The organism is Planococcus sp. MB-3u-03 (assembly GCF_002833405.1).
In the GTDB taxonomy this organism is placed as follows: domain Bacteria; phylum Bacillota; class Bacilli; order Bacillales_A; family Planococcaceae; genus Planococcus.
Genome location: NZ_CP025135.1, coordinates 3,136,026 through 3,148,753, shown reverse-complemented (window position 1 = coordinate 3,148,753; position 12,728 = coordinate 3,136,026). Strand labels below are relative to the sequence as shown.

General features: G+C 47.5%; 11 protein-coding genes. 3 read left to right on the top strand and 8 right to left on the bottom strand.

Translation table 11 applies throughout. The features are described from left to right. Positions 1 to 46: 46 nt before the first annotated feature. From CW734_RS16975 to CW734_RS16955, 5 genes are all read right to left on the bottom strand, one after another. Positions 47 to 2,122: a GAF domain-containing sensor histidine kinase gene (locus CW734_RS16975; protein ID WP_101191924.1), complete on the bottom strand. Its 2,076-nt coding sequence runs from the start codon at positions 2,120 to 2,122 to the stop codon at positions 47 to 49. Between the two features lie 492 nt (positions 2,123 to 2,614). After that, positions 2,615 to 4,084, bottom strand: coding sequence for a Na+/H+ antiporter NhaC (gene nhaC, locus CW734_RS16970; protein WP_101191923.1), 1,470 nt, complete (start codon positions 4,082 to 4,084; stop codon positions 2,615 to 2,617). Between the two features lie 245 nt (positions 4,085 to 4,329). Further along, on the bottom strand, positions 4,330 to 5,097 hold the full coding sequence (locus tag CW734_RS16965; RefSeq protein WP_101191922.1) for an ABC transporter permease: 768 nt from the start codon (positions 5,095 to 5,097) through the stop codon (positions 4,330 to 4,332). Continuing rightward, a complete protein-coding gene (locus tag CW734_RS16960) occupies positions 5,094 to 5,984 on the bottom strand; it encodes an ABC transporter ATP-binding protein (protein ID WP_101191921.1) in 891 nt (296 codons plus the stop codon). The genes CW734_RS16965 and CW734_RS16960 overlap by 4 nt, the downstream gene beginning before the upstream one ends. Continuing rightward, entirely contained in the window at positions 5,959 to 6,210 is a 252-nt protein-coding gene (locus tag CW734_RS16955; protein WP_101191920.1) for a PLD nuclease N-terminal domain-containing protein, read from the bottom strand. Before CW734_RS16955 ends, CW734_RS16960 begins: the two co-directional genes overlap by 26 nt. Positions 6,211 to 6,390: 180 nt before the next feature. Here CW734_RS16955 and CW734_RS16950 point away from each other — a divergent pair, with 180 nt between their 5' ends. Next, positions 6,391 to 6,909, top strand: a complete 519-nt coding sequence (locus tag CW734_RS16950; RefSeq protein ID WP_101191919.1) for a helix-turn-helix domain-containing protein — start codon at positions 6,391 to 6,393, stop codon at positions 6,907 to 6,909. A 129-nt stretch (positions 6,910 to 7,038) separates the two neighbouring features. Here CW734_RS16950 and CW734_RS16945 read toward each other — a convergent pair whose 3' ends face one another. Continuing rightward, a complete protein-coding gene (locus CW734_RS16945; protein ID WP_101191918.1) occupies positions 7,039 to 8,697 on the bottom strand; it encodes a M4 family metallopeptidase in 1,659 nt (552 codons plus the stop codon). Between the two features lie 409 nt (positions 8,698 to 9,106). On the opposite strand from CW734_RS16945, the gene CW734_RS16940 reads away from it, so the two are divergent. Then, positions 9,107 to 9,577: a peptide-methionine (S)-S-oxide reductase gene (locus CW734_RS16940; protein WP_101191917.1), complete on the top strand. Its 471-nt coding sequence runs from the start codon at positions 9,107 to 9,109 to the stop codon at positions 9,575 to 9,577. Positions 9,578 to 9,598: 21 nt separating this feature from the next. After that, complete coding sequence (locus tag CW734_RS16935; RefSeq protein WP_101191916.1) at positions 9,599 to 9,991, top strand: ion channel; 393 nt, start codon at positions 9,599 to 9,601, stop codon at positions 9,989 to 9,991. Positions 9,992 to 10,052: 61 nt separating this feature from the next. Here CW734_RS16935 and CW734_RS16930 read toward each other — a convergent pair whose 3' ends face one another. Then, complete coding sequence (locus tag CW734_RS16930; protein WP_101191915.1) at positions 10,053 to 11,414, bottom strand: GGDEF domain-containing protein; 1,362 nt, start codon at positions 11,412 to 11,414, stop codon at positions 10,053 to 10,055. Between the two features lie 389 nt (positions 11,415 to 11,803). Continuing rightward, the gene (locus CW734_RS16925) at positions 11,804 to 12,685 is read right to left on the bottom strand and encodes an amidase (RefSeq protein WP_232787119.1); all 882 of its coding nucleotides are present in this window, start codon (positions 12,683 to 12,685) and stop codon (positions 11,804 to 11,806) included. Positions 12,686 to 12,728 lie beyond the last annotated feature (43 nt).

Sequence of the window (12,728 nt, the reverse complement as noted above, 5' to 3'; positions counted from 1 at the left end):
CTTTAATTGGCTTGATGTTTTTTCTACTTGTCGGGAAACTGAAATTTTATTTATTAGGCTCACCATCTGCCTTTGGTTCAACCGGAAACTTCGTGAAGAAGATGGTGCCTTCGGGTCCTGTTTCGATGGTGATCGTGGCATTATGGCGTGCCGCCACCGCGTAACAGATGCCTAGGCCGAGTCCCGTGCCTTCATCTTTTGTCGTATAGAAAGGCGTGCCGATTTTGTCGATGATAGCGGGATCGATGCCGCTGCCTTGATCCTGCACTGCCAGCACCACGTAATTTTCGTTTTCCGGATAGGTGCCGATGGTCAGTGTCTGCCCTTCATCCATCGCTTCCAGTCCGTTGCGGTATAAATTGATGATCAATTGCCGGATTTCATTATGATTCAATAGTAGTTCCGGCACTTCCTGCGTGTAAATATGGATTTGTTTGTTCTGATTGGCTGTATCGATTTTGATCAATGGTGAAATATCATCAAGGATGGTGTTTAAGCTCATCATTTTCATGTCCGAAGTGCGCGTATTGCCAACGGACAGAAATTCAGTGATGATGGCATTCGCCCGGTCCAATTCAGCGATCATCAGGTTGAAATGCGCAGCATGCGGCTCCAATTGTTCGTTCATGACCATCAGTTGCAGAAAACCGCGCACCGTTGTCATCGGATTGCGAATCTCGTGGCTGATTCCCGCCGCCATCTGGCCGATCAAATCCAAGTTGGCCAGCCGTTTTAGTTCTTTCTCGTACTGCTTCTTTTCCTTGATGTTTTTCAGCACGCAGCAAATGCCGTCATCAAACGGATAGGCGGTAATTTCAAACCAAAAGTCTTCCGCATCGGATTGCGACTCAAAGCGAACCGTCACCCGGTCGATCATGGCGCGATGGAACTCGTTATAGGTAAGTGTATCGACAGTTTCCGGAAACACATCCCAAATGTTTTTGCCGAGCACTTCGTCTGCTTTTTTGCCTTTCGGTAAAAAAAGATGCTGGTTGATGTAAGTGTATTCCCAGTTTTTATTGAGCACAAAAAAACCGTCCGTGATGCTTTCGATCACACTATTGACCCGCTTGTTCGCGGCGTACAATGCACTCGTCCGCTCTTCGGCCATTCCTTCCAATTGATCCATGTACAATAAATTCGAAAAAACCGGAGCGGTGGCCTCGATAATGGCTTGGGCGAAAGCAATCTGCAACTCAATGGCACTTTCTGATTCCGAGCAGCAGCATACCGCTGAAATCACACCGTGGACTTCTCCTATGGATATCATTGGAATTAGCAATAACCCTTGGTTCGTGCCCATATCAGTGCGGATTGGCTCTTTCTGTGAGACGGCATGTGTGACCAACTCCGAATAATTTTGGGTCCCCAGTTTAGCGAGATGCTCCTGCCATTCTTGTGCGACCATTCCGTCGGCTGCATGAAATTGGACCGACGTGCCGTCTTTCGTACTCGGCGATTTTATGATATGTGCGGCAAAATCACCCTCGCCGAACGCCTGTTTCAAATAGCCGAAGCAAACGTTCAGGCTTTCCTGGATCGTCGAACAGAAAGATAGTTCACGGGTAAGGTCGAGCAATAATTGCTTTTCCCTCAATAATTTCTCTTTTTGATTGAAGCTCTTCGCGTTTTGAATGGCGACCGCTGCCATATTTACATAAGCTTCGACACTTTCAATCTCTGATTGCGTCAAATTCATCGGGGTCCCGTAATTGAACAGGAACACCATCCCCATGAATTCCTTTTCAAAGGAAATCGGCAACGCCAATAAGGAATTGATTTGGAAGGCGCCTACTGGCTTCAAGTCCGGCCGGTTATCTGTTGATGTATCCGCTATATAAATGGTTTTCCGTGTCGCTATCAATTCCGCTGCCAGATTGTCTGTTTTCGGATCGATCACTTGCGATTGCAGTGTCACGCTGCTCATCATCTCAGGCTTTCCCGCAAAGCCGCGGTACGTGCCATCGCCTTCTGGCAAAAAGATCCCAACAGAATCGCATCGGACGATTTCCTCGGAAATAGCCGTCGTGACCTGCTGCAGAACTTCATGCAAATCCAGCTTTGTATTTACAATGCGTGTGATGTTCGCAAGCCTCGAATACCGCGATTGATCATTCACCATAGTATGTCTCCATTCTCGCCAACTGATCGTTGGGGCCTATCTGCAAGTGTCTTTAACATTTCTTTCCAAATTACTTTATATCTGTCTACAATATTACTATATCTGAGTAGTTACAATCCTTTTATTTGTTAATAAATGTTTGTATAAAAATTTTCTTTTGAATAGGGAATGGATGCCCGGCAATCTAAAAACATCAAGCTTTGATTAGCTTGATGTTTTTAGGTTGTCGAGAAAATGAAAAGTCGTATTTTCCGAAGCTTATCGCTCGCTTTCCGTGGGCTCGCGCCCAAGCCTCCTCAGTCGCTTTGCGCCTTGCGGGGTCTCGGTCGTCTCGCTTTACCACTGGAGTCGAGCGAACGCTTCTCCAAATACTTAGCTAGAACATTGATTTTGAATATAGAAAAGGGAAGCTCAGTATTAATTAATAGCGGATTATAGACTTCTTCAACAATCAAAAAACATCAAGCTTTGATTAGCTTGATGTTTTTTGAGTTAGGTCAGGACAGAATCTGAAGCATCGTTGTCGCCGGGTTTTGACGATTGCCGTGCTTCTTTTTCTTCCAGCGCTTTTAATTCCTGCTCGGTCAAGAATTCGACTTTCAGCCCAAAGAATGCCATGAAGATGGAGATAATCGGCACGGTATAGTTCAGAATCGCGTAAGGCGCATAGGCGAAGGTGCTGACGCCGAGAGTCGCCACGATAAACACGCCGCATGTATTCCAGGGAATCAAAGGCGAAGTGACGGTGCCGCCGTCTTCCAATGCCCGTGATAAGTTTTTCGAATGCAGTTTTTTGTCCCGATACGCTTTGGCGTACATTCTACCTGGGAGAAGAATCGATATGTATTGTTCAGAAGCGGTTGCATTCGTGAAAAAGGCCGAAACGATTGTCGCGGCAATCAGGCTGCCTGCTGATTTCGCGACCTTGAGAATTTGGTTGACGATCGCTTGGAGCATCCCCACTTGTTCCATGATGCCGCCGAAGATCATCGCGACAATCGTCAAGGACACCGTGTACATCATCGACTCGATGCCGCCGCGGTTGAACAAATTATCTACCATTTCATTGCCGCTCGAAATCACGAATCCGTCGTGAAGCGTATTGACGGCATCGGCCACGCTGCCGCCTTGGATAAACACATAGCACAGCCAGCCGAGCAACACGCCAATCGTCAAAGCCGGCAGTGCAGGAACCTTTTTCGCTACCAAGACGATGACCGCAAGCGGCACGAGCAACAGCCAAGGGGAGATGACGAAATTGCTTTCCAATGCGGAAAGGATGCTGTTGATGTTGCCGATATCCACGGCAGTGCCGGCAAACTGCCTGCCGAGAATAAAGTAAGCGACTAACGCAATGATGAGGCCAGGAATCGTCGTATACACCATATGCTTAATATGCGTGAACAAAGGCGTTTCGGTAATTCCGGCCGCCAAATTGGTTGTGTCAGACAGCGGGGACATTTTGTCGCCGAAATAAGCACCGGAAATGACCGCGCCTGCTACCATGGCAGCAGGGATGCCCATGCTCACGCCGATGCCCATTCCCGCGACGCCGATCGTTCCCATTGTCGACCAGGAACTGCCTATGGCCAAAGTGACAATCGCGCAAATGATGCAGATGGTCACGAGGAATAGGGAAGGGGTGATGATTTTCAATCCGTAATAGATCATCGTGGCCACAATCCCGCCGCCAATCCAAGCTCCGATGATCAAACCGACGAGAAGGATGATGACAATCGCCGGAAGCGCCATGCGGATGCCTTTATAAGCGCCTTCCTCGATGATTTCCCATTTATATCCGTAGCGCCAGCCGATCAGGGCAGCAATTGCCGCACCGATCAATAACGGGACGTGCGGGCTACCGCCAAATTTGATGATGGTAATTGCCATGATACTGATCATGACGATGAATGGAATTAACGCCATAACAAAAGGAATTTCTATTTTCTGTTGATTTTTCATGATTCATCTCCTCAATGCAAGATAATGAAAGCCTTTTCAACTATTTTGCCATGAGCTTCGAAGAGGTGCAAATGATTTTTTCAAAAATTTAAATATCTAAAATTTTTGCGCAAAATATTTTTGCACTATTTTGAAAGTGATTTTTTTGACGAGTATCCCGGAGGATGGTGATTTTAGGTGATCGAAAAAGAAGCCCAGCCCGTTATGGATGGACTGAGCTTCTGTAGTGCGCAAAGGGAACCCGCTTACTGTTTGTTCAGATTGATTTTGGCCAGCCAAATGTTAAACACAATGAACACTCCACACGACAGGATGCTGAAATGATTGACCTCACCACCCGGCAGCAATTGGTTTTCTGCGACGTTCAAGACGCCGCCTGGGGACAGCTGAAACACAAGATGGTTAAAGCTTTTGATCAGGATCAAGAAAATGGAGACGGCAATCGTCGTGACCGCGATGAGAATGGGCCCCTTGATGAATGTGCTGATTAGAATCGCTAGGCTGATGACGTAGAGAATCCACAAACTGTACATCAAAAGAAATAACAAGAAATCGGAAAAAGAGAACGAACCGAATAAAAAAATCGTGTAGCCGTAGGAAACGGCGGCTCCAATGGCAATGGCGAACATGCTGATGAGCCAGTGGCCTGCAAGCTTTGACAATAAATAAGACGGAATGGCAACCGGGCGGGTCAAGATAAAGTCCTGCATGCCGCTATTGCGGTCGGACGCAATGAGCCCCATGAAGCTGATGATTAAAATGATGAGTCCGATTTGATTGAACTGCCCGGAAATGGTCGACAGAAGAACTTCTCCGGAACTCGGTACCGGCCGGTTCGGGTCAATGGTGATGCCATCTGCGCCGCCTACGTTTTCGAGGATCACGTCCATATAGTTATTAATCAAAGGCTGGGTGACACCCAAAATGACGAAAAACAATGTCAGCCAAATAAATTTGTATTCTTTTGCGGCTTCCGCCAGCTCGGTTTGGGTTAGCGTATAAAAGTTGGTCATGTGTCCGACACCATCTCCAGGAAAATTTCCTCGATTCCTTTTTCATAAAACTCGATGGACGTGACATCCAGCTCTTGTGCATCCAAGTCATGGACGACTTTTTTCAAATCAAGTTGTTCAGTCCCTGTCAAAAGGAAAGCGGTAGGGGACAGGCGTTCAATATACGCCACGCCATCACCGGGCCAAATGCCGCTTGCTGGTGGAGTCTTCGCTGTCTTCACCAAAACTTGTGTACGGTCTGCATGCTGAAGTTGGCTGTCGATGGTTCCAGAAATCGCGCCATCTTTGATCACAATGTAGCGGTCGCAAAACGCACTGGCATCATCCAGGATATGTGTGGAAATAATGATGGTCATCCGTTTCTTCAAGCGGGCGATCAATTTTTTCACTTCGTTCCGGCCGATCGGATCGAGAGCTGAGACCGGTTCATCCAAAATCAATAATTGCGGCTCGTGCAAAATGGCTTGTGCGATTCCGAGCCGCTGCTTCATGCCACCGGATAATTGCTCCACTTTATAGCCCTCTTTATCCTTCAGGCCAACTTCCTCCAACACCGCGGGGATAGCCTCCTGTAAAAATACCGCATCCAGGCCTGATAGTTTTCCGAAGAAACGAAGCGATTCCCCGCAGCTCATCCACGGCTTGAAGTCTGTATGCTGGGACAAATAGCCGATATCTTGCTTGTGCTGGGCAATGGGCTTGGAATGGAAGGTGATGTTCCCTTGTTCATAGTGCAAAACGCCAGTCATGCATTTAATAAGCGTTGTTTTGCCGGCACCGTTTGGCCCCAATAAACCAATGCATTCCCCTTGTGCAACCGTAAAAGAGACATCGCTCAAGATTTTTCGTTTTTTGATCCTCTTATGAAGTTTCTCGACTGTAATCATGGCGAATGACCTTCCTTCCGATGACCAAATACAAGATCGGCCCTAATGATTGGAATAATAAGATGGCGGCGAGCCAAGCATACGGTGCCGCAATCCGATCTTTCCGCTTAAACCAGTCGTACAGTGCGACGCCAATGAGCAATAAGTTGAAAAAGATAATGGGCAAGGCGAACGGCAGGATTTTTGCCCAATCGATTTCCAGTAAAGCAGTAATATCAGTATTCATATTTATCACCCTTTCCATTATCATTATCAATAATGATAATGAAAACGTCAACTACTTTATGCATGCTCCGTATTTTAATCAGGTTTCGAGTTGCCAGCCGGCCATTTAGGTGGAGTTGGTAAATCAACGGAAAGAATATATAATAGCTAATTAAGCGCACTCAAAAAGGGGACATTGCACATGGAATTTGATTTATTTAAAAACCAAGTCAGGTTTAAAATAGCTTTGGAATTGATCGATGTTGATGAGGGCTTATCGATCCTGCAGCTGAATAAACTATTGAAAGAAGTGTCGCAAGCGACTTTGTACAGACACGTGAATTCCATGGTGGAGGATGACTTGCTGAAAGTGGTGGGCATAAACCGCAGCGGGAAAGTGGAAGAAAAACTCTATGCACTGAACACGCAAGCTTATAAAGTGAGTCAGGAAGACTGGCAGTCAGCTACTTATAGCGAGAGAATCCGGTTCATCACGTACTATTTCATGTACATTCTGCAAAACTATAAAAATTACCATGAGCGCAGCGTGGAAGAGCAGTCCCAGGATCAATCGACATTTTCTTTAGTGAAGCTGAATTTAACAGACGATAGATTCAATGATTTTCAATCGGAGCTTGGCTCATTAATGGAGAAATATTATAATGCGCAGGAGCCGGAACAAGGAACCGAACGCGCTGTTTCGTTGGTGATTATTCCATAATCCGAAAATAAATATGAACGCAATAAAGCACAGCTGAATGGGATCAGCTGTGCTTTATTTATTGAGAAGGCAGTGATGCGCAAATGAAAGCTGCACTTATAGCTGCGTTATGTTGCTTTGGCCGATCGATCAGTTAACCCCGACAGCCGAGAACGCTGCTTTGACGCTTGCGACTTCAGCGCTCGATGCGCCGTACAGATCCGTTGCCGCTTGGATGGTGGAAACGCGGAAATGGCTGTAGTTGGAGTTCGGCGTCAAGTATTGCGTCAAAGTGCGGTAGTAGATATCGCCCGCTTTGTCGTTGCCGATGCCAGCGACCGTCACGCCGTAATGCGTGCCGCCATTGGCGAGCAGGAACGCCGCTTTATTGCTGATGCCGGAGTTGATATGGACGCCGCCGTAATCACCCGTGCCGGTGTAGCGTTTCGAATAATGATCCGGGTCTCCGCTCAATGTCGGGTCTTCCATCGAGCGCAGTGCATCGCCCGCAACGTTCGGCGTATAGATATCTTCGCCTACTTGCCAGTCGGGCTTGTTATTGAAATGGTATTCAACAAGCGTTCCAAAAATATCGGACATCGATTCGTTGATCGCGCCGGATTCATTTTGGTAGATCAAGTCGGCCGTCGTATCGGTCACGGCATGCGTCAATTCATGGGCAATAACGTCCAGCGCTCCTGACAGCGGCACGAAGGTAGTGCCATCACCGTCGCCGTAGACCATTTGGGAACCGCTCCAGAACGCGTTGTTATAGCTGCGGCCGTAATGGACGGTGGAAATCAGCTCAGCGCCGTTGCCGTCGTAGCTATTGCGGCTATGGACGTCTTGGAAGTAATCGTAGGTTTGGCCAGCGTAAGTATGGGCATCGACTGCAGCGCCGTCATAAGCGGCATTGTAGACATTGTCGCTGTCGAGCCACAGTGTGCCAGGCGTGCGTGTGCGGTTTTTTGCGTCATACGTGAAAATGCCGCTGCCGCGCGTGCGGTCGACCAGGTAAGAGCCGTTGCTGTTGACTAAAGTATTGAACGATTTCGTATCGCCCAACACGCCTTTGCCGCTCGCAGTCGAATCTTCGCCGGTCAAACTCGCACCGCCGCCGGAAGGTTTCGCCTCATGGATCTGGTTATAGGAATCGAGGATGTCGCCCGTCTTGGCGTCCACGAAGTATTGATAATTACCCGGTTCCGGATAGAGGAACTCGAATTCAGCGCTGTAGGCAAAATACGCTTGCCCATCTTTGGAATAGATGACCAATTCCGGTGTAACTTCAGCTTCAAGCTCTGGGGAACTGCCGATTTTTTCTTCCAGGTCGGCCGCTGCTTTTTCGACTGCAGCCCCGGCTTTCAAAGTTGCGCCTTTCTTCAAGGATTTCTTATCGTATAATTCCGGCGCTAAATTGCCGGAGATGGAAGTGAGCACGCCGTCTTGGTCAACGTGGGCATTGATTACGGAACCGAAAACTGGCACGCCTTTGAATTTCTGCTGAAGCTTCACTTTGGTGAAGCCGAGGTCATCTGTTTCCTGGCTGATGACTTTGAAGCTGGAAAGGTCTTTTTTATCGATTTTGTACGTGTCTTCGTTTTCTTCTAAATATGTAAAGACAATTTCTTTTGCACCTTGATCGGTCGGTTCAGTCAACGTTCCGGAAATGAAATCAGGTGTCTGGGTGTCTTTATTGACATGGACTTTTTCTGTTGCCTGTTTAGATAGGGTATCGGCGGAAACCGTTGTGGCGGATAATGCGAGTGATGCTGCCAAACTTAAAGTCAGTAATTTTTTTTTGCTCATCAATAGTCACTCCTTCTCGTCTTACCGGAAATGCAACTCGGTAAAAACATCATAGCTATTTAATTATTCTGAATATATAGGGTAGAGTATGTATTTTGGTTAGCCGTTAAAAGTGAGGATTGCACCTCTGGAAATGGGGAAGAAAAGCCTTTTGGACATCTCGTGGGTCTATCGGTTCTATCACTGGAGCCATTTCGCTATGTAGAAAAGACGCAGGTGATCTTAACGGTTAATAATTCTCAAAAAGCGGTTTATTGAAACAATATATCCGGGCTTAATCAAAAGGTGAAATCGGGGAATTGACGAAGGTTCATGCGGCATTCCTTGAGATGCTATACTGAAGGAAACGGCTCGGCTTGTGTGCCAGAGCAAAAGAAAGATCCATTTACAGGTTGAGAGGAGTGGCAATATGGAGATTATCTATTTTGCAGGCGGATGCTTATGGGGCGTGCAGGCGTTCATCAAGACCTTGCCGGGTGTCGAGTCGACCGAAGCGGGGCGGGCAAACGGCAGGACGCAATCGCTAGAAGGCGATTACGACGGCTACGCAGAATGCGTCAAAACTACGTTCGCCCCTTCGCGCGTGTCGGTCCAACAACTGATGGGGTATTTCTTTGAAATCATCGATCCCTATAGCATCAATAAACAAGGCGAGGATGTCGGCGAGAAATACAGGACCGGCGTCTATAGCGAAAGCGCCGGCCATTTAACGGCAGCGAAAGCCTTTATTAATGAACGAACGGATTCGGAACGCATCGCAGTCGAAGTCTTGCCGCTTGAAAATTATATAGCGAGTGCAGCAGAACATCAGGACCGTTTGGACAAGTGCCCGGATGATTATTGCCATATCCCAACAGCTTTATTGACCAAGTATGCGTAAAGAAAAGAGCGTGATGACCCGGTGATTTCACTTATACTGACTTTGAAACGCTTGCTGTCGGCCATATTCCGGATAGGAAAAGAGCCCTTGTTCAGGACCTTACTGCTGACTTTGGCGTTCATCGTACTGTCGGGCACTTTGTTCTATTATCAAATAGAAGGCTGGGCGTTTTTTGATGCCTTTTATTTCGCCTTCGTCAGCTTGATTCCGACCGGTATTGAGACCGGTCTTGCGCCGACAGGCAATTTAAGCAAAGCTTTCACGATGATCTATTTGGCTGTCGGCGTCGGCGTGATGGTCATGGTGTTGTTGAGGCTCGCCTATGCGGTAGTGAAACTCGAGCGGCCTGAGCAGCTTGATGTGAAAGCTAACCAAGCTAAGTCTACACCTAAACAGAAAACCAAAGATAAATAGCAAAAACCCCGAACGGGCTGCTGTTAAAAGCAGTTGCCGTTCGGGGTTCTTTTTGTAATCTTTATTGTTCTTTTGTCGTCGTTTTTTTCCAGCTGTCGTCCATGACCATTTTGCCCGGCCATGTGTAAGCAGTGAGGCCGCCGTCCAGCAGGATCATGTAATTCTCATCCGGACGGTACCAGTCGGAATCGACCAGCGCGAGACCGTCTGCGTATTCTTCGATCTGGATATCGAAATCCTCCGCTTTCCAATTGGAAAATTGCTTGGCGACCAATTTGCGCACGAGTGAGTCGTCGTCGACAATGACAATATTCAGTTTGCGTTTCAAGTCGTGTTCTTCGGATTTATACACCATCGTCTGGTTGCGCCCGTTTCGTTTGTCTTGGTATAAAGCTTGGTCGGCTTTGTTGACGATCGTTTCCTGCTTGAGCCGGTATTCGCTGACTCCTGCGGAGAAGGTCAAGCGAATCGGCGCAGTGGCGTTGACGGCGAATTCCGTTTCAGATAGCGCCTTATGCAGGCGATCGATGAACGCAACGGCTTCCTGCGGTTTGGTTTCGGGGAGAATCAATGCGAATTCCTCTCCACCGTAGCGGAAGAACGAGTCCGAATCACGCTTCAAGTTCAACACAAATTGGCTGAACGATCGCAAAACTTCATCTCCGAATGAATGCCCATAGTCATCATTGATTTTCTTGAAATGATCCAGATCGAGCAATGCCAGTGTAAACGGCTTGCCGGTTCTTTCTGCGAGATTGGTCATTTGTAACAAGGCTTCATTAAAGGCTTGGCGATTTCCGGCTCCGGTCAACTCATCAATTCGCGTGCCTTGCAAGACGATTTCCTGGCCACGCAAGCGATTTGCTAAATACGGGAGGAAATACGCCATATTCAATGGCTTGGCCAAAAAATCAGTGGCGCCGACTTCCATTGCCCGGATTTGGTTATCGATCCGGTCATCTTCACTCATGATGGCGAGGGGAAGGTGGCGGCTTCTGCCGGCTTCGGCGATTCTTTCGGCCAGGCTGAACCCGTCAGCATCCGGCAGCATTGCATCCACTAACACCATCTGCGGATGCAATGTGTAAAATAATTCGGTGCCTTTTTGTCCATCCAGAGCAATGACGACAGGAATGCCTTTAGGCTCTAACGTCTCTTTGAGCTTCGCGGCAAATTCAGCATCAGAATCGATGACCAATACTAGGGCTTCATCACTCGAAAGTTTGCTCTCAGGCGTCTCCAATTCTATCTCTTTTTGGCTTGCAAGCTCTTCAGTTGCAAAGTAATTTCGGAATGAAGACATGAATCCCGTCAGCGAATCGACGTCCAGCAACTCAGTGCTGTGTTCTGAGAAAGCATCCAGCTCGCTTGCGCAAAATTCGGATAGCCCCATCATGCCGATCGTTCCAGCGGTGCCTTTCATCGTATGCAAAACCGATAGACTTCACGCTCTTGGATGGTACCTTGAGCAGCCCATTTCGAGAAATCCCGTTCCATTCGATTGGCAAGTAAAGCTTTATAATCTGTTTGGGCCAATTTTTTCACCGTCCTTCAGAGAATGTCCCGAACTTGATGTGGGACGACATGCGGAGTTTCGAACCCGCAAATGATGTTCCGTAATATGTCATTTAAATAGTTAAATAGATAATATTTTCCACTTATAGAATAACATCAATCAGCTTCCGCGTAAGTGATTTACCCTTTGAAACGTGACTTTCCAATGATGTTTTTCCAGTTCTCTGAAAAATAGAGTGCCAGAAATGAAAAAAATAAAAAGACACTTCCAAAAATCATGAGAAGTGTCTGATCTTTTCATGGCTTGAGCGTCATCCAACTGCCAACATGGTGGATAGCAATTCCTTCGTAGGCAGGGTACGCCGAGTAATCAGCGGCAACTTCAGCCAACTGCAGATTCATGAACGCTTCGCCTTCTTCGGCAAAGGTGATGATGCTGCCTTCATCGGTGACGCCTGTTTCTACGCCCACTACCACGTGTTTGCCGTATTTTTCGGCCATGGCAATTTCGTTTTTGACAATGTCGATGATCATCGGCGCGGAATCCCGGTAAGCCATCAGTGTTACCCCGTCCGTATTGGCGATAACCCATTCGGCCAATAATCCGCTGCCGAACGTATTTTTATAAGGAATTTCGTCGAACCAAAACGGCATATCGGCTTCAAGCGGCAAGTTCAATTGCGCGGAGCTCACTGCGGCTCTTTGCAGAAGCGATTGATAGGATTTCACCGTAGCAGCGCGGTTCGAATTCCATCCGCTGTATAAATAAGGTTCAACATCCAAATGGATTCCATCAAAACCTGCCTGTTCTGACGATCCGCTTTGGTAATTACCCAGCCAGTTCATCAACATGTTCTGGTTCGTATAGCCTTTTGGCGCAACCCAGGCCGGTGCTCCATCGAGTGCAAATGCGGCTATGCCGCGTGCATGCGCTTGCGTGACAAAACTGCGGTACGTATTTTTAGGAATGTCCCGATCGATTTGCACATAGACTTTATTGACGTTTTTATTTTCGAGAAAAGTGAGCACAGCTGCTTCATCTTCCACGAACATCCACGGATTCCATAGCCAAGTGGCACGGGTATCAGGCGCATCGCCGCTTGCCTGTACGTTTTCTGCATGGCTTAACGCTAACATAAGGGACATCGCGAACATCAACATCGCCGCTTTCTTCAACATATTCTTTTCCTCCATTCTGTCAGCCGAGGTCCACAGAATGGGT